At 73.1% G+C, this 17,167-nt stretch carries 11 protein-coding genes and 3 pseudogenes; 4 read left to right on the top strand and 10 right to left on the bottom strand.

Annotated features, from left to right (window positions below; all coding sequences use genetic code 11):
• The first annotated feature begins 129 nt into the window (after positions 1–129).
• On the top strand, positions 130–2,094 hold the full coding sequence (gene dxs, locus IEZ17_RS04270) for a 1-deoxy-D-xylulose-5-phosphate synthase (RefSeq protein WP_189296512.1): 1,965 nt from the start codon (positions 130–132) through the stop codon (positions 2,092–2,094).
• Between the two features lie 207 nt (positions 2,095–2,301).
• Positions 2,302–3,864, top strand: coding sequence for an amino acid permease (locus tag IEZ17_RS04265; RefSeq protein ID WP_373299721.1), 1,563 nt, complete (start codon positions 2,302–2,304; stop codon positions 3,862–3,864).
• Positions 3,865–4,014: 150 nt separating this feature from the next.
• Here IEZ17_RS04265 and IEZ17_RS04260 read toward each other — a convergent pair whose 3' ends face one another.
• The 6 genes from IEZ17_RS04260 to IEZ17_RS04235 form a co-directional block, all read right to left on the bottom strand.
• Positions 4,015–4,413, bottom strand: a complete 399-nt coding sequence (locus tag IEZ17_RS04260) for a PIN domain-containing protein (RefSeq protein ID WP_189296508.1) — start codon at positions 4,411–4,413, stop codon at positions 4,015–4,017.
• Between the two features lie 130 nt (positions 4,414–4,543).
• Complete coding sequence (locus tag IEZ17_RS04255) at positions 4,544–6,673, bottom strand: 3-hydroxyacyl-CoA dehydrogenase NAD-binding domain-containing protein (protein ID WP_189296506.1); 2,130 nt, start codon at positions 6,671–6,673, stop codon at positions 4,544–4,546.
• A complete protein-coding gene (locus tag IEZ17_RS04250; RefSeq protein WP_189296504.1) occupies positions 6,670–7,890 on the bottom strand; it encodes a thiolase family protein in 1,221 nt (406 codons plus the stop codon). The genes IEZ17_RS04255 and IEZ17_RS04250 overlap by 4 nt, the downstream gene beginning before the upstream one ends.
• A gap of 241 nt (positions 7,891–8,131) precedes the next feature.
• The gene (locus IEZ17_RS04245) at positions 8,132–9,406 is read right to left on the bottom strand and encodes a ribonuclease D (protein ID WP_189296501.1); all 1,275 of its coding nucleotides are present in this window, start codon (positions 9,404–9,406) and stop codon (positions 8,132–8,134) included.
• A gap of 79 nt (positions 9,407–9,485) precedes the next feature.
• The gene (locus IEZ17_RS04240; RefSeq protein WP_016573641.1) at positions 9,486–10,148 is read right to left on the bottom strand and encodes a response regulator transcription factor; all 663 of its coding nucleotides are present in this window, start codon (positions 10,146–10,148) and stop codon (positions 9,486–9,488) included.
• 363 nt (positions 10,149–10,511) lie between these two features.
• Positions 10,512–11,168 (bottom strand): DUF3000 domain-containing protein, encoded by a 657-nt coding sequence (locus IEZ17_RS04235; RefSeq protein WP_189296499.1) that lies wholly within the window; start codon positions 11,166–11,168, stop codon positions 10,512–10,514.
• A 162-nt stretch (positions 11,169–11,330) separates the two neighbouring features.
• Between IEZ17_RS04235 and hemE the strand changes: the two genes are divergently transcribed.
• The gene (gene hemE, locus IEZ17_RS04230; RefSeq protein WP_189296983.1) at positions 11,331–12,377 is read left to right on the top strand and encodes a uroporphyrinogen decarboxylase; all 1,047 of its coding nucleotides are present in this window, start codon (positions 11,331–11,333) and stop codon (positions 12,375–12,377) included.
• A gap of 25 nt (positions 12,378–12,402) precedes the next feature.
• Here hemE and IEZ17_RS43765 read toward each other — a convergent pair.
• The 4 genes and pseudogenes from IEZ17_RS43765 to IEZ17_RS04210 form a co-directional block, all read right to left on the bottom strand.
• Positions 12,403–12,561 (bottom strand): annotated as a pseudogene (locus IEZ17_RS43765) (FAD-dependent oxidoreductase); the annotation flags it as partial.
• 23 nt (positions 12,562–12,584) lie between these two features.
• Positions 12,585–12,767: pseudogene (locus tag IEZ17_RS04220) on the bottom strand (FAD-dependent oxidoreductase); the annotation flags it as partial.
• 121 nt (positions 12,768–12,888) lie between these two features.
• Entirely contained in the window at positions 12,889–14,349 is a 1,461-nt protein-coding gene (locus IEZ17_RS04215; protein ID WP_189296497.1) for an aldehyde dehydrogenase family protein, read from the bottom strand.
• 187 nt (positions 14,350–14,536) lie between these two features.
• Positions 14,537–15,733: a thiolase family protein gene (locus IEZ17_RS04210; RefSeq protein WP_189296495.1), complete on the bottom strand. Its 1,197-nt coding sequence runs from the start codon at positions 15,731–15,733 to the stop codon at positions 14,537–14,539.
• A 761-nt stretch (positions 15,734–16,494) separates the two neighbouring features.
• Here IEZ17_RS04210 and hemG point away from each other — a divergent pair.
• Positions 16,495–17,167, top strand: a pseudogene (hemG, locus tag IEZ17_RS41990) (protoporphyrinogen oxidase); the annotation flags it as partial.

Below are 17,167 nucleotides of genomic sequence, written 5' to 3'. Positions count from 1 at the left end.
CGAAAAGCGCCGTTTCAGGCCGCTGTCACCCGAGTGACATACATCGCCGCACCCGGCCGCGCCCACGGCGGACGCAACATTAGACTCATCTGATCGGCAAGCACGACCACGGCAGCAAGGAGGCATGGGGTGGCATTGCTGACCCGTATCAAGGGGCCGCGCGACCTGGACCGCCTGAGTCCGGACCAGCTGACGCAGCTGGCGGGGGAGATCCGTAGCTTCCTCGTCGACGCGGTCTCCAAGACCGGCGGACACCTCGGCCCGAACCTCGGCGTGGTCGAGCTGACCATCGCCCTGCACCGCGTCTTCCACTCCCCGAAGGACAAGGTCCTCTTCGACACGGGACACCAGTCCTACGTCCACAAGATGCTGACCGGCCGCCAGGACTTCTCCCGGCTCAAGGCCAAGGGCGGGCTCTCCGGCTACCCCTCCCGCGCCGAGTCCCCGCACGACATCATCGAGAACAGCCACGCCTCCACGGTCCTGGGCTGGGCCGAGGGCCTTGCCAAAGCCAACGAGGTACGCGGCACGGACGACCGGGTGGTGGCCGTCATCGGCGACGGCGCGCTCACCGGCGGTATGGCCTGGGAGGCGCTGAACAACATCGCCGCCGCCAAGGACCGCCCCCTCGTCATCGTCGTCAACGACAACGAGCGCTCCTACGCCCCGACCATCGGCGGCCTGGCCAACCACCTGGCCACCCTGCGCACCACCGACGGCTACGAGCGCTTCCTGGCCCGCGGCAAGGACCTCCTGGAGCGCACCCCGGTCGTCGGCAAGCCGCTCTACGAGACCCTGCACGGCGCCAAGAAGGGCCTGAAGGACTTCATCGCGCCGCAGGGCATGTTCGAGGACCTGGGCCTGAAGTACGTCGGCCCGATCGACGGCCACGACATCGAGGCGCTGGAATCCGCGCTGGCCCGCGCCAAGCGCTTCGGCGGCCCGGTGATCGTCCACTGCCTCACCGAGAAGGGCCGCGGCTACCGGCCCGCCGAGCAGGACGAGGCCGACCGCTTCCACGGCATCGGCCCGATCCACCCCGACACCGGCCTGCCCGTCTCCTCCGGCGGCAAGGACTGGACCTCCGTCTTCGGTGACGAGATGGTCGCGCTCGGCAAGGAGCGCGAGGACATCGTCGCCATCACGGCGGCGATGCTCCAGCCGGTCGGCCTGGAGAAGTTCGCCAAGCGGTTCCCGGACCGGGTCTACGACGTCGGCATCGCCGAGCAGCACGCCGCGGTCTCCGCCGCCGGTATGGCCACCGGCGGCCTGCACCCCGTCTTCGCGGTGTACGCCACGTTCCTCAACCGCGCCTTCGACCAGGTCCTGATGGACGTCGCGCTGCACAAGTGCGGCGTCACCTTCGTCCTGGACCGCGCCGGCGTCACCGGCACCGACGGCGCGTCGCACAACGGCATGTGGGACATGTCGATCCTCCAGGTCGTCCCCGGCCTGCGGATCGCCGCCCCGCGCGACGCCGACCAGGTGCGCGCCCAGCTGCGCGAGGCCGTCGAGGTCGATGACGCGCCGACCGTGGTGCGCTACTCCAAGGGCGCGGTCGGCCCGGCCGTCGAGGCGGTCGGACGGGTCGGCGGCATGGACGTGCTCCGCGAGCCCGCCGCGGACCGCCCCGACGTGCTGCTGGTCTCGGTCGGCGCGCTCGCCCCCATGTGCCTGGAGGTCGCCGACCTCCTCGACAAGCAGGGCATCTCCACCACCGTCGTCGACCCGCGCTGGGTCAAGCCGGTCGACGCGGCGCTGCCGGGCCTGGCCGCGCGCCACCGCGTCGTGGTCACCGTCGAGGACAACATCCGCTCCGGCGGCGTCGGTTCGGCCGTCGCCCAGGCCCTCCGGGACGCCGGGGTGGACATCCCGCTGCGCGACTTCGGCATCCCCGAGCGGTTCCTGGACCACGCCTCCCGCAAGGAGGTGCTGGCGGAGATCGGGCTCACCGCGCCGGACATCGCGCGCCAGGTGACCGGCCTGGTCGCCAAGATCGACAACCGCGGCGACGCCGCCGCGGACGCCGAGGCGGCCTCGGAGACCGGCGCCGCCGGTGAGGCGGCCGAGCCCGCCGAGGTGGCCCGCGACTGAGGCGGCGCCCGCAGCCGTCACCCCCGATGGGCCGGCCGGACATCCGTACGGGTGTTCCGGTCGGCCCATCGGCATGTCCGCGGTCGCACTCCATCGGGTGAATCCCCGCGCCAGGAAGGCCCGCCGAAGCACACTGTTTCCTGACATTGCGGAGACTCGGTCAGTTCAGGACAGTTGCGTCAGGGCCATCCAGGCGGAGGTTCGCCCATGAGCACACAGCACGGACCACAAGGACTCGGACCACAAGGACCGCACCAGGACTCCCCCCGCGATCGCGGCATGTTCCGGACGAAGACCGTCGAGCAGTCGATCCGGGACACCGAGGAGCCGGAGCACGCGCTCAAGAAGTCCCTCTCGGCGCTCGATCTCACCGTTTTCGGCGTCGGTGTCGTCATCGGCACCGGCATCTTCGTCCTCACCGGAAAGATCGCCAAGGAGCAGGCCGGACCCGCGGTCGCGGTGTCCTTCGTCGTCGCCGGCGTGGTCTGCGCGCTGGCGGCGCTGTGCTACGCGGAGTTCGCCTCCACCGTGCCGGTCGCCGGCTCGGCCTACACCTTCTCCTACGCGTCACTGGGCGAACTGCCCGCCTGGATCATCGGCTGGGACCTGATCCTCGAACTCGCCCTGGGCTGCGCGGTGGTCGCCGTCGGCTGGTCCGGCTATGTGCGCTCGCTGCTGGACAGCGCGGGGCTGCACCTGCCGGCCGTGCTGTCCGGCACCCATGACGGGCGGTTCGGCTTCGACCTGCTCGCCTGCGTCCTCGTCCTGGTGCTGACCGCCATCCTGGTGCTCGGCATGAAGCTGTCCTCCCGGGTGACGGCGGTGGTCGTCGGCATCAAGGTCACCGTCGTCCTGCTGGTCGTCATCGCCGGCGCGTTCTTCATCTCCGGCGCCAACTACCAGCCGTTCGTCCCGCCGAGCCGGCCCGCCGTGGGCGGCGGCGGACTGGCCGCGCCGCTCTCCCAGCTGATGTTCGGCTTCACCCCGTCCGACTTCGGCACGATGGGCATCTTCGCCGCAGCCGCGGTGGTCTTCTTCGCCTTCATCGGCTTCGACATCGTGGCCACCGCCGCCGAGGAGACCCGGAACCCGCAGCGCGACGTGCCGCGCGGCATCCTCGGCTCGCTGGCCATCTGCACGCTGCTCTACGTCGCGGTGTCCGTCGTCGTCACCGGCATGGAGAAGTACGACCGGCTCTCCGTGGACGCCCCGCTCGCCGACGCCTTCAAGCACGTCGGGCACCCCTTCTACGCGGGCCTGATCAGCTTCGGCGCCGCCGTCGGCCTCACCTCGGTCTGCATGATCCTGCTGCTCGGCCAGAGCCGGGTGTTCTTCGCGATGAGCCGCGACGGGCTGCTGCCCCAGGTCTTCTCCCGCGTCCACCCGACGTTCGGCACCCCGCACCGCTCCACCATCCTGCTCGGCATCGTCGTCGCGGTCGTCTCCGGCTTCACCTCCATCGACGTCCTGGCCGAACTCGTCAACATCGGCACGCTCTTCGCCTTCGTGGTCGTCGCCATCGGCGTGATCCTGCTCCGCCGCTCCCGCCCCGATCTGCCGCGCGCCTTCCGGACCCCCCTGGTCCCCCTCGTCCCGATCCTCTCCGTCCTCGCCTCGCTCTGGCTGATGCTCAACCTGCCCGCCGAGACCTGGATCCGCTTCGCAATCTGGATGGCGGTCGGCTTCGCCGTCTACTTCGCGTACGGCCGCGGCCACAGCCGCCTCGGCGCCCGCACCGAGGACAGCGGCCCGGCCGGCGCCCGGGCGTAACGGCCCGCCCGCCAACCACCCCGGCCCGTACGGCTCTTGCGGTCGTACGGGCCCCTTCGTGGCCGTACGGGGCGGGGGCGTCGCCTCCGGGCCGCCGTGCGGAACGGTTCCACGGGATCCGCACACCGCCCTGTGCGCTGCCCTGCGGCGTTACGACGCCCCGCCGCGGCCCCGGCCACCCCGCACCGTCCGCGGACCCGTCACGCGGGCGCCCAGCGCCTGTACGCGCTCCCGCAGCCCACGGTCCGCGGTGACCACCAGGCAGTCCCGCCCCCGGCCCTCCTCGGCCACCAGCTGCACGATGCGGTCGTCGCCGCTGCCCTCCGCGGACACCACCCGCACGCCGCCGGCGGACGCCACACCGCGCGCCGCGCCCTCCACCACGAGGACCATCTCCAGCGGCGGCGCGACCAGTTCCGGCAGCCCCGTGCCGGCGTACTGCGCCAGCGCGTCCCGCAGCCGCTGCGCCGCCCCGCGCCGGTCCCGCCACCAGCCGTCGGGCACCGAGCCCACCACGTTCGCGGCGTCGACAATGACCAAGGAATCCATACGGCCACCCTGCCACGGCCGACGGCTCGGCACGGGCCGCGCCCGGGAGGCGGAGCCCGGGAACGCGACGGCGCGCGGACCGGCTCCACCGAGCCGGTCCGCGCGCCAACCACCCCTGCGCGCGGTCCCCTTAGACGGGAACGCTCGCGATGCCCGGGGCCAGGAACTTCTTGCCGGTCACCCGCTCGGAGACGCCCTCGCGGTCCAGGTACGGCGTGATGCCGCCCAGGTGGAAGGGCCAGCCGGCGCCGGTGATCAGGCACAGGTCGATGTCCTGCGCCTCGGCGACCACGCCCTCGTCCAGCATCAGGCCGATCTCCTGCGCCACGGCGTCCAGCACGCGGTCGCGGACCTGCTCCTCGGTCAGCACCGAGTCGCCCTGCTTCAGCAGCGCGGCGACCTCCGGGTCCAGCTCCGGCTTCCCGCTGTCGTAGACGTAGAAGCCGCGCTTGCCGGCCTCGACGACCGCCTTCAGGTTGGGGGAGACCGTGAAGCGCTCCGGGAAGGCGCCGTGCAGCGTCTCGGAGACGTGCAGGCCGATCGCCGGGCCGACCAGCTCCAGGAGGACGAGCGGCGACATCGGCAGGCCGAGCGGCTCGACCGCCTTCTCGGCGACGGCGACCGGGGTGCCCTCGTCGATGACGTTCTGGATCTCGCCCATGAAGCGGGTCAGGATGCGGTTGACGACGAACGCCGGGGCGTCCTTCACCAGCACGGCCGTCTTCTTCAGCGACTTGGCGACGGAGAAGGCGGTGGCCAGCGACGCGTCGTCGGTCTTCTCGGCCCGGACGATCTCCAGCAGCGGCAGGATCGCGACCGGGTTGAAGAAGTGGAAGCCCACGACCCGCTCGGGGTGCTTGAGCTTCGACGCCATCTCGGTGACCGAGAGGGAGGAGGTGTTGGTGGCGAGCACGGCGTGCTCCGGCACCACGGCCTCGACCTCCGCGAACACCTTCTGCTTGACGCCCATCTCCTCGAAGACGGCCTCGATGACGAAGTCCGCGTCGCCGAAGGCGGCGGCCTTGTCGAGGTGACCGCTGACCAGGCCCTTGAGGCGGTTCGCCTTGTCCTGGTTGACGCGGCCCTTGAGCAGCAGCTTGTCGATCTCGCCGTGGACGTACGCCACGCCCTTGTCGATCCGGGCCTGGTCGATGTCCGTGAGGACGACCGGGACCTCCAGGCGGCGGGCGAACAGCAGCGCCAGCTGGGAGGCCATCAGGCCCGCGCCGACCACGCCGACCTTGGTGACGGGGCGGGCCAGCGACTTGTCCGGAGCACCGGCGGGCCGCTTGGCGCGCTTCTGCACCAGGTTGAACGAGTAGATGCCGGACCGCAGTTCGCCGCCCATGATCAGGTCGGCGAGCGCCTGGTCCTCGGCGTCGAAGCCCTGCCGCAGGTCGCCGTTCTTGGCCGCCGCGATGATGTCCAGCGCCCGGTAGGCGGCCGGGGCCGCACCGTGCACCTTGCCGTCCGCGATCGCCTTGCCGCGCGCCACGGCGGCGTCCCACGCCTCACCGCGGTCGACCTCGGGCCGTACGACCTCGGTGTCGCCCTTGAGCACCGCGGCGGTCCAGTGCAGCGACTGCTCCAGGAAGTCCGCGCCCTCGAAGAGCGCGTCCGCGATGCCGAGGTCGAAGACCTGCTGGCCCTTGAGCTGCTTGTTCTGGTTGAGCGAGTTCTCGATGATCACGCTCACCGCGCGGTCCGCGCCGATCAGGTTCGGCAGCAGCGCGCAGCCGCCCCAGCCGGGCACCAGGCCGAGGAAGACCTCGGGGAGCGAGAAGGCGGGCAGCGCCTTGGAGACGGTGCGGTAGGTGCAGTGCAGACCGACCTCGACACCGCCGCCCATCGCCGCGCCGTTGTAGTACGCGAAGGTGGGCACGGCCAGCGACGAAAGCCGCTTGAAGACGTCGTGGCCGCCCTTGCCGATGGCCAGCGCGTCCTCGTGGCGCTTGAGCAGCTCGACGCCCTTGAGGTCGGCGCCCACGGCGAAGATGAACGGCTTGCCGGTGATGCCCGCGGCGACGATCGCGCCGTCCGCGGCCTCCTTCTCGACCTGGTCGATGGCGGTGTTGAGGTTCGCCAGCGACTGCGGGCCGAAGGTGGTCGGCTTGGTGTGGTCCAGGCCGTTGTCCAGCGTGATCAGGGCGAACCGGCCGGCGCCCTGCGGGAGGTCGAGGTGGCGCACGTGCGCCTGCGTGACGACCTCGTCCGGGAACAGCTCGGCCGCACCCTTCAACAGCTCAGCGGTGGTACTCACTTGCCTGCCCCCTCGAAGTGCGGGTTCTCCCAGATGACCGTGCCGCCCATACCGAAGCCGACGCACATGGTGGTGATGCCGTAGCGGACCTCCGGCTGCTCCTCGAACTGCCGCGCCAGCTGCGTCATCAGACGCACACCGGACGACGCCAGCGGGTGGCCGAAGGCGATGGCGCCGCCGTACTGGTTGACCCGCGGGTCGTCGTCGGCGATGCCGTAGTGGTCGAGCAGCGAGAGCACCTGGACGGCGAACGCCTCGTTGATCTCGAACAGGCCGATGTCATCGATCGTCAGACCGGCCTTGGCCAGCGCCTTCTCGGTCGCGGGGACCGGGCCGATGCCCATGACCTCGGGCTCGACACCCGCGAAGGCGTAGTCGACGAGGCGCATCTTGACCGGCAGGCCCAGCTCGCGGGCCACGTCCTCGGCGGCGATCAGCGAGGCGGTGGCGCCGTCGTTGAGGCCGGCGGCGTTGCCCGCGGTCACCCGGCCGTGCGGCCGGAACGGGGTCTTCAGGCCGGCGAGGTTGTCCAGCGTCGTGCCCGGACGCATCGGCTCGTCGGTGGTGGCCAGGCCCCAACCGGTCTCGCCGGCCTCGGCGTTGGTGCGGCGCACCGAGATCGGCACCAGGTCGGCCTGGATCTTGCCGTCGGCGTACGCCTTCGCGGCCTTCTCCTGGCTGCGCACCGCGTACTCGTCGGCGCGCTGCTTGGTGATGTGCGGCAGCCGGTCGTGGAGGTTCTCCGCCGTCATGCCCATGAAGAGCGCGGACTGGTCGACCAGCTTCTCCGACACGAAGCGCGGGTTGGGGTCCACGCCCTCGCCCATGGGGTGGCGGCCCATGTGCTCGACACCGCCGGCGACGGCGATGTCGTACGCGCCGAAGGACACCCCGCCGGCGACGCTGGTCACGGCGGTCATCGCGCCGGCGCACATGCGGTCGACGGAGAAGCCGGGCACGGACTGCGGCAGGCCCGCCAGGATGGCGGCGGTACGGCCCAGGGTCAGGCCCTGGTCACCGATCTGGGTGGTGGCGGCGAGGGCGACCTCGTCGATCCGGGCCGGGTCCAGGTCCGGGTTGCGGCGCAGCAGCTCCCGGATGCACTTGACGACCAGGTCGTCGGCGCGGGTCTCGTGGTAAATGCCCTTCGGGCCCGCCTTGCCGAACGGGGTGCGGACGCCGTCGACGAAGACGACGTCCCTAGCGGTACGAGGCACGTTGGCTCTCCTCCAGGTGCGGGGTGGCACTGCTGCGGGGCGCGCCCCGGAGGACGCGTCTCACCCACATGCTACTTACGGGTAACCAAGCTGCACACCCCTCACGCCCGGAGCGGCGAACGTCACATCGAACCCCGGCCGCGACGGCCGCACGCATACGGCCCCGGCCGCGCTGTCTCGCGCGGCCGGGGCCGTATGCCACCGGGAAAGCCGTATGCCACCGGAAAGGGGAGGAGCCGGCTCACTCGCCGTTCGTCAGCAGTGCCTCGGTGAGGATCGGTGCGACCTGCTCGATCTGCCAGAGGCGGGCGCCGTGCCCGGCCAGGATCTCGGCGACCGACTCCTCGGTGGGGCGGGCCGGCGGCTCCCAGCACAGCCGGCGCACCGTGTCCGGGGTGATCAGGTTCTCCTGCGGGAGGCTCAGGCGCTCGGCGAGCGCCGTCACCGCGGCCCGCGCGGCCGACAGCCGGGCCGCCGCCGCGGGGTCCTTGTCGGCCCACGAGCGGGGCGGCGGCGGGCCGTTGAGCGGCTGGCCGGGCTGCGGCAGCTCGCTGTCCGGCAGCGCCCGGGCGCGGTCGACGGCGGCCTGCCACTGCTCCAGCTGGCGCCGGCCCATCCGGTGTCCGAAGCCGGGCAGCGCGGCCAGCGCATGGCTGTTCGGCGGCAGATTCAGCGCCGCCTCCACGATCGCACCGTCGCCGAGCACCTTGCCGGGCGACACGTCGCGCCGCTGGGCGACCAGGTCGCGGGTGGTCCACAGCTCCCGTACCACCGCCATCTGCCGGCGCCGGCGCACCTTGTGCATCCCGGACGTACGGCGCCAGGGGTCCTTCCGGGGCGGCGGCGGGGGAGCGGCGGCGATGGCCGCGAACTCCTGCCGCGCCCACTCCAGCTTCCCCTGCCGTTCCAGCTCCTCCTCCAGCGCGTCGCGCAGATCCACCAGCAGCTCGACGTCGAGCGCGGCGTAGCGCAGCCAGGGATCGGGCAGCGGGCGGGTGGACCAGTCGACGGCGGAGTGGCCCTTCTCCAGCGCGTAGCCGAGGACGTTCTCGACCATGGCGCCGAGGCCCACCCGGGAGAAGCCGGCCAGCCGCCCGGCCAGCTCGGTGTCGAACAGCCGGGTGGGGACCATCCCTATGTCACGCAGGCAGGGCAGATCCTGGGTGGCGGCGTGCAGCACCCACTCGGCGTCGCGGACCGCTTCGCCGAGGGCGGAGAGGTCGGTGCAGCCGACCGGGTCGATCAGGACGCTGCCGGCGCCCTCGCGGCGCAGCTGGACGAGGTAGGCGCGCTGGCCGTAGCGGTATCCCGAGGCGCGCTCGGCATCGACGGCGACGGGGCCGCGGCCGGCGGCGAAGGCGGCCACGACCTCGGCGAGCGCCTCGGGGGTGGCGGTCACCGGGGGGATGCCTTCGCGGGGTTCCAGTAGGGGTACCGGCGCCGGTCGGGAATCCGGAGGCGAGTCTCCGGGTGCTCGCAGTGTCGTGTCTGCTGCGGTCTTTTGGGCGTCGGTCACCAGTCAAGGGTATCTGTGTATGCACGTCGCCCGTCGGGGGAATGTTCCCTCGACGGGCGAGACGGGTCGGAAGCGGGGGTCAGTGGATGATGCCGGTGCGCAGGGCCACCGCCACCATTCCGGCCCGGTCGCCGGTTCCGAGCTTGCGCGCGATGCGGGCGAGGTGGCTCTTGACGGTGAGCGCCGACAGCCCCATCGAGACGCCGATGGCCTTGTTGGACTGGCCCTCCGCCACCAGCCGCAACACCTCGACCTCACGCCCCGACAGCTCGCGGTAGCCGCCGGGGTGCCCGGGCGCGCCCGGAGGGCGGCGCTGCATCCGGGCGGCGTTGGCGCCGATGGGCGCGGCGCCCGGCCGTCCCGGCAGGCCGAGGTTGGTGCGGGTACCGGTGACGACATAGCCCTTGACGCCGCCGGCGAGGGCGTTGCGTACGGCGCCGATGTCGTCCGCGGCGGACAGCGCGAGACCGTTGGGCCAGCCGGCCGCCCGCGTCTCGGACAGCAGCGTGAGGCCGGAGCCGTCGGGAAGGTGGACGTCGGCAACGCAGATGTCGCGCGGGTTGCCGACGCGGGGACGGGCCTCCGCGATGGACGACGCCTCGATCACGTCACGTACTCCGAGGGCCCACAGGTGGCGGGTGACGGTGGAGCGGACACGAGGGTCGGCCACGACGACCATGGCGGTCGGCTTGTTCGGGCGGTAGGCGACCAGGCTCGAAGGTTGCTCAAGGAGAACTGACACCGGGCCTCCTGGGGGAGTGGCGGGGACGGAAGCCGGCTGGGGAGAGCCGGAATGATCCGTGTTTGAAGGGTCACTGACCTCTTCGGCAGCAAACCGGCGGGACTTTAGACTTTGATCACGATTTAGTTAGGGGCAATTCGGGCAAATCGGATGCGTGAGCGATCAAGGTGAGCATGGAGTGCACACCGAGGTGATCACAGGTGTACGCGATGCCGCCCGGACCCTTCACGAGTCGGCGCCCAGGTGATCACGCGACCGCCGGGGCCGGGAGGAGCAGCGGCGCCGCGGCGGGACGGCGGGGCGGCGGGGCGGCATCCGGCGGCCCGCCGCCCGCGGGCCGTACGGAACCGGAAGCGCCGCAGCTCAGCGGGGCTGCGGACCGCGCCGCTGGGGCAGCGGTACGACACCGCCGCGCGGCGCCGGTTCGAGCGGGGCCGGCGGCAGCCCGCCCACCTGGCACAGCAGATCGCACCACGCCGACAGATGCGCGGCCAGATCCGGCACCCCGCCGGGTCCCTCGGCCGGAGTCCAGGACGCCCGGATCTCGATCTGGGTCGCCGGCTCCCGCTCCGCCAGCCCGCCGAAGTAGTACGACCCGGCCCGCGTGACCGTGCCGCTGGGCGCCCCGTAACGCACGCCGCGCGCTTCCAGCGCGCCGGTGAGCCAGGACCACGACACCTCGGGCAGCAGCGGATCGGCGCCCATCTCCGGCTCCAGCTCCGCGCGCGCCAGCGTCACCACGCGGAAGGTGCCCTGCCAGGTGTCGTCGCCGGCCGGCTGGTGCAGCAGCACCAGCCGCCCGTCCGCCAGGTCCTTGTCCTCCCCGTCCGGCCCCGCCCCGCGCTCGACCACCGCAGCCTCCAGCGCGTACGCAAAAGGGGCGAGCCGTTTCGGCGCGGGGGTCGGGTCGATCTCGATCTCCGGCCGCAGCCGTGCCGCTCGGAGCGCCTCGACCGCCTGACGGAAGGGGATCGGGGTCTCGTCCGCGCTGTCCGCGAGGTGTTCGTGAGCCGCAGCCATGCCCGGAAGATTAGGCGGAAGACGGCGCTCATACGGGGAGGACACCCGGTGCGCGCGTCGCCCGTTCGGAGGTGTCGTCGGGCGCATGCGAAGATTCTGGTCGTGAGCGCCAACGACATTCCCCGAGCTCTCAACTCCGATCGAGCAGGGGAGACCCCAACTGTGGGCCAGCAGCAGACCGCTACGTACGACTCGGCATTCCTCAAGGCGTGCCGGCGTGAGCCGGTGCCGCACACGCCGGTGTGGTTCATGCGCCAGGCCGGGCGCTCGCTGCCCGAGTACCGCAAGGTACGCGAGGGCATCGCGATGCTCGACTCCTGCATGCAGCCCGAGCTCGCCACCGAGATCACGCTCCAGCCCGTGCGCCGGCACGGCGTCGACGCCGCCATCTACTACAGCGACATCGTCGTCCCCCTCAAGGCCATCGGCATCGACCTCGACATCAAGCCCGGCATCGGCCCGGTCGTCGAGAACCCGATCCGCACCCGCGCCGACCTGGAGGGGCTGCGCGCCCTGGAGCCCGGCGACGTCCCGTACGTCACCGAGGCCATCGGCATGCTCACCCGCGAACTGGGCGGCACCCCCCTGATCGGCTTCGCGGGCGCGCCGTTCACCCTGGCCAGCTACCTCATCGAGGGCGGCCCGTCCCGCAACCACGAGCACACCAAGGCCCTGATGTACGGCGACCCGCAGCTGTGGGCCGACCTGCTCGACCGGCTCGCGGACATCACCGCGGCGTTCCTCAAGGTCCAGATCGAGGCCGGCGCGAGCGCCGTGCAGCTCTTCGACTCCTGGGTCGGCGCGCTCGCCCCCGCCGACTACCGGCGCTCCGTCATGCCCGCGTCCCGCAAGGTCTTCGACGCGGTCGCCTCCTACGGCGTCCCCCGGATCCACTTCGGCGTCGGCACCGGCGAACTCCTCGGCCTGTTCGGCGAGGCGGGCGCCGATGTGGTCGGCGCCGACTGGCGGATCCCGCTGGACGAGGCGGCGCGCCGGGTCGGCCCCGGCAAGGCGCTCCAGGGCAACCTCGACCCGGCCGTCCTCTTCGCCCCGCGCGAGGCCGTCGAGGCCAAGGCCCGCGAGGTCCTGGACGCCGCGGCGGGCCTGGAGGGCCATGTCTTCAACCTCGGCCACGGCGTGCTGCCGGACACCGACCCGGAGGCGCTGACCCGGCTCGTCGAGTACGTCCACGCGCAGACCGCTCGCTGAGCGGACCGCACCGCGGGCGGCGGGGTCAGGACCCGGCCGCCCGCACCGCCGCCGTCGCCGTGCGGGCCGCCACCAGCACCGGGTCCCAGACCGGCGAGAAGGGCGAGGCGTAACCCAGGTCCAGAGCGGTCGTCTGCTCCACCGTCATCCCGGCGGTGAGCGCCACCGCCGGGATGTCCACCCTCCCCCGGCGTTGGCTGGGGGAGCGTCCGGGCCGGCCACCTCGCCGCCCACCCAGTACGGGATGCCGCAGGCCGAGTACGAGGTGAAGTGGCCGCGCTCGAACGCGGTGATGGCCAGCTCGTCCGGCCCTTCGAGCCGGCGGGCCTGGGATGCGGCGGCCATCCCCGCCGCGTCGCCACCGACGACCACCAGCCGCTCCGCCGCCATGACGTGCGTCCTTTCGCTCGGGTCCGACCGCCGGCGATCGACGGTGATCGATTCCGCCGCGTTACGTCGCCCCGCCGGCCGGTACCGGCGGTTCCGGTGTGTCCGGAGGGGCCGCGCGGACTCAGAACGGGTACGCGGCGGGCGTGGCGCGCACCGTGGTCCAGCGGGTCTCGGTGAACGCGTCGAGATTGGCCTCGCCGCCGAAGCGGGAGCCGGTACCGGAGTCGGCCAGCCCGCCGAAGGCCGCGACCGGCTCGTCGTTGACGGTCTGGTCGTTGATGTGGAGCAGGCCGGTCGGGATGCGGTCGGCGAGGTCCAGGGCGCGGGCCGCGTCGCGGGTGACGATGCCCAGCGCGAGCCCATAGGAGGACTCGTTGGCCAGCGCCACCGCCTCGTCGAGCGTGCGGAAGGCGCGGACCGGGGCCACCGGCCCGAAGACCTCCTGGCCGTAGGCGGGGCAGGCGCCCACCGAGCCCGGCCCGCCGCCCGCACCGGGATCCGCGTCGGCGAGGACCGTCGGGCGGTAGAAGAGGCCGCGGTGGGTGCCGCCGGCCGCGATCCGCACCCCGGCCGCCGCGCTCTCGCGGACCAGCGCGTCGATCTTGTCGAGCTGGCCGCGGTCGATCACCGGCCCGAGGTGCACCCGCTCGCGGAACGGGTCGCCGACGGCCAGCGCGTCCGCCTTCGCCACCAGCCGCTCGACGTACGCGTCGTGGAGCGAGGCGTGGACGAGATGCCGCCCGGCCGTCATGCACACCTGGCCCTGGTGGAAGAACGACGCCCAGGCGGCGGTGGACATCGCGGCGTCCAGATCGGCGTCCTCAAGGACCAGGAAGGCGCTGTTGCCGCCCAGTTCCAGATGGGCGCGCTTGAGGTGCTGCGCGGCCAGGGCGCCGACGCTGCGGCCCGCCGCGGTCGAGCCGGTGAACGAGACGACCCTCACCCGCGGGTCCTCGACCAGCGCCCGACCGGTGTCCGCACCGCCAGGGAGGATGTGCAGCAGCCCCTCGGGGAGCCCGGCCTCGGCGAACACCGCCGCGAGCACCAGCCCGCCGCACACCGCGGTGCGCGGATCGGGCTTGAGGACCACGGCGTTGCCGAGGGCCAGGGCCGGCGCCACGGAGCGGACGGCGAGGATCAGCGGGGCGTTGAACGGCGCGATCACGCCGACGACCCCGGCCGGCACCCGCGTGGTGTACGACAGCCGGGGCGCGCCGGAGGGCAGCACCCGGCCGAGCGGGCGGTGGGCCAGGGCGGCGGCCTCGTAGCACTCCTCGGCCGCGGTGCGGATCTCGAAGTCGGCCTTGCCCTGGATGCTGCCGGCCTCCCGGACGATCCACTCGCCGATCTCCGCCGCGTGCCGGTGGATCAGGTCGCCGGCGCGGCGCAGCACCGCGGCCCGTTCCGTGTACGGTCTGCGGGCCCAGCCGCGCTGCGCCCCGGCGGCTGCGGTGGTGGCCTCCTCGACGTCCCGGCCGGCGGCGAGCGTCAGCGCGCCCAGCACCTCGCCCGTCGCGGGCTCCACCGCCTCGGCCGCGCCGCCGTGCAGGGAGAGCCAGTCCTTGGGATCGAGCAGGGGCATCGCGTCAACCTCCGGGAAACGGGAGTCAGTTGATTGCTGAGCGAGTCTGCCCCACGGAGGCCGCGTGCGCCCCCGGGACGGGCGTACCGACCCGCGGACGGCCCGGCCCCCGCCCCACCGGACAGGCGATAGGCCCTGTCGTCGCACTCCGCCCTTCGGGCGGACGACGGGAGTGTGACGACAGGACCTAGCGCTCCAGCACCAGCGCGAGCCCCTGCCCCACGCCGATGCACAGCGCGGCCAGCCCGGTGCCCGAGCCCGCGGCGGCCAGCTGATGGGCCACCGCGCCCGCGAGCCGGGCGCCGGACGCGCCCAGCGGGTGGCCCATCGCGATCGCGCCGCCGCGCGGATTCACCACCGAGGGGTCCAGTTCCGGCCACTCGCCGAGGCAGCCCAGCGCCTGGGCTGCGAACGCCTCGTTGAGCTCGAACGTCGTCAGATCGCCGAAGCCGCGCCCGGCCCGCGCAAGCGCCCGCCGCACCGCCTCGACGGGGCCGAGCCCGAACAACTGCGGCTCGACACCGGTCACCGCGCTCGCCCGGATACGGGCCAGCGGCTCCCGACCGGTGGCCCGCAACCCCTCCTCGCCGACCAGCAGCAGCGCCGCCGCGCCGTCGTTCAGCGGTGAGGAGTTCCCGGCGGTCACGGTGCCCCCGGCGGTACGGAACACCGGCTTCAGCTTCGACAGCGACTCCAGCGAGGAGTTCTCCCGGATCGACTCGTCCCGGGCCGGCTCCCCGTCCGGCAGCTGCACCACCTCCGCGGCGTACGCGCCCGCCTGCCAGGCCCGTACCGCCTTCTGGTGGCTGGCCAGTGCGAACACGTCCTGCTGCTCGCGGGTGATGCCCTGCTTCTCGGCGATCAGCTCGGCGCCCTCGCCCAGCGCCACCGTCCACTCCGGCGCCATCCGCGGATTGACCATCCGCCAGCCCAGCGTCGAGGAGAACAGCTCCTGATGCCCCGCGGGGAAGGCCTGTTCCGGTTTGCGCAGCACGTAGGGCGCCCGGCTCATCGACTCCACCCCGCCCGCCACCGCGATCTGCGCATCGCCGTGCGCGATGGCGCGGGCGGCCTGGATGACCGCCTCCAGGCCGGAACCGCACAGCCGGTTGACGGTCACCCCGGGCACCGTCACCGGCAGCCCCGCCAGCAGGACGGCCATCCGCGCCACGTTGCGGTTGTCCTCGCCCGCGCCGTTCGCGTCACCGAAGTACACATCGTCGATCCGCGCCGGATCGAGCTGCGGGGCGCGGTCCACCAGGGCGCGCACCACGTGGGCCGCGAGGTCGTCGGGCCGGACCGGGGCCAGTGCGCCGCCGTACTTGCCGATGGGGGTGCGGACCGCATCGACGATGTAGACATCCCGTAGGCGTGGTTCGGTCATCAGGCTCTGTCCTCGCTGCACTCGCGGTCCCGGCTCGGCGGCCGGCGGGCGGTACGAAGATCGCCGCTCGCCGACCTGAGTCTTTGCCCGGCACCGCCCGGTGTCAACGGGAGGCTCGGCCACCTTCACCGGAGGCGCCGGGCGCACCACCCGCGCCCGGTCCGCCGGTCGCACCGTCGCCGGGCGCCTCCGGGGCCCGGCCGTCCGGTCCGCCGGTGTCCGAAGCATCGCCCGCCCCGCCCGCCCCGGCTGCCCCGTCCGCTCCGTTCGCCGTTTCTGCCGTTTCTGCCGCTTCCGCGGCGCCCGCGTCCCCGGCGCCGACCGCGAGCCCCGTCAGCCACCGCCTACCGGAGACCTCCGGCAGTCGCGCGCGGGCCACGGGCGGCGGTGCCCGCCCCCTTGCACCGCCGCGAGCAGCACCGTCGCGCCCCCGGCCGTACGGCCCGTCGCCGCCCGGCATGTCTCCGTGATCCCCGCATGACGCGTTCCCTTCCCCACTGGCTGCACTGGCTGCACTGGCTGTGCCGGCCGCACCGGCTGTTTCAACTGGCTTGATCTGGGCGCCGGTTCGACGGCGGACGCCGGAAGCGGGTTGCCGTCTGCGTATCTCTATGAGGTCACGTCCGGGCCCGGAAGGGACTCTGAGAGAGTGGAGGCATGAGCGAGCACAGCATGGGGGTCCCCCCGGCCGGAGGCTGGGAGAGCGTCGTCGAAAGGTGCGCGCCGCGCGCATGCGGGGCCGGGCGGAGCGGGGTTTCGGCATGAGTGCGGCGCACACCGGTACGGGCCGGGCGCCCGGTCATGTCGTGGTCGTCGGCGGGGGCATCTCGGGGCTGGCCGCCGCCCAGCGCCTGCTGGAAGGCGGCGCCAGGGTGACCCTCCTGGAGGCGTCGGGCCGGCTCGGCGGCAAGCTGCTCGCCGGCGAGATCGCGGGCGTACCGGTCGACCTCGGCGCCGAGTCGATGCTGGCCAGGCGGCCGGAGGCGGTCGAACTGGCGCGGGCCGTCGGGCTCGGCGAGCGCCTCCAGCCGCCCGGCACCGCCACCGCGTCGCTGTGGACCCGCGGGGCGCTGCGCCCGATGCCCAAGGGGCATGTCATGGGTGTCCCCGGGGACCTGGCGCCGCTCGCCGCCTCCGGTGTGATCTCCCCGGAGGGCATGGCGCGGATCGCCGAGGACGAGACACTGCCGCGGACCGAGGCCGGGGCGGATGTCGCGGTCGGCGAGTACGTCGCGGCCCGGCTCGGCCGGGAGGTCGTCGACCGCCTCGTCGAGCCGCTGCTCGGCGGCGTGTACGCGGGCGACGCGTACCGTATCTCGATGCGCGCGGCCGTCCCGCAGCTCTTCGAGGCCGCCCGCACCGAGCGCTCGCTGATCGAGGGCGTACGGGCCGTCCAGGCGCGCGCCGCGGCCCTCGTGCCCCCCGGCGGCCCGG

Source organism: Streptomyces albospinus (assembly GCF_014648695.1).
GTDB classification, from domain to species: Bacteria; Actinomycetota; Actinomycetes; order Streptomycetales; family Streptomycetaceae; genus Streptomyces; species Streptomyces albospinus.
Note: the sequence above shows the minus strand (reverse complement) of the source record. Positions and strands in the feature narration are given on the sequence as shown.

Excerpts from the sequence above, each read along its gene's own strand:
- IEZ17_RS04215 (WP_189296497.1), bottom strand. The coding sequence starts at position 14,349 with ATGCCCCTGCTCGATCCCAAGGACTGGCTCTCCCTGCACGGCGGCGCG.
- IEZ17_RS04235 (WP_189296499.1), bottom strand. The coding sequence starts at position 11,168 with ATGGCTGCGGCTCACGAACACCTCGCGGACAGCGCGGACGAGACCCCG.
- IEZ17_RS04210 (WP_189296495.1), bottom strand. The coding sequence starts at position 15,733 with ATGACCGAACCACGCCTACGGGATGTCTACATCGTCGATGCGGTCCGC.
- IEZ17_RS04260 (WP_189296508.1), bottom strand. The coding sequence starts at position 4,413 with ATGGATTCCTTGGTCATTGTCGACGCCGCGAACGTGGTGGGCTCGGTG.
- IEZ17_RS04265 (WP_373299721.1), top strand. The coding sequence starts at position 2,302 with ATGAGCACACAGCACGGACCACAAGGACTCGGACCACAAGGACCGCAC.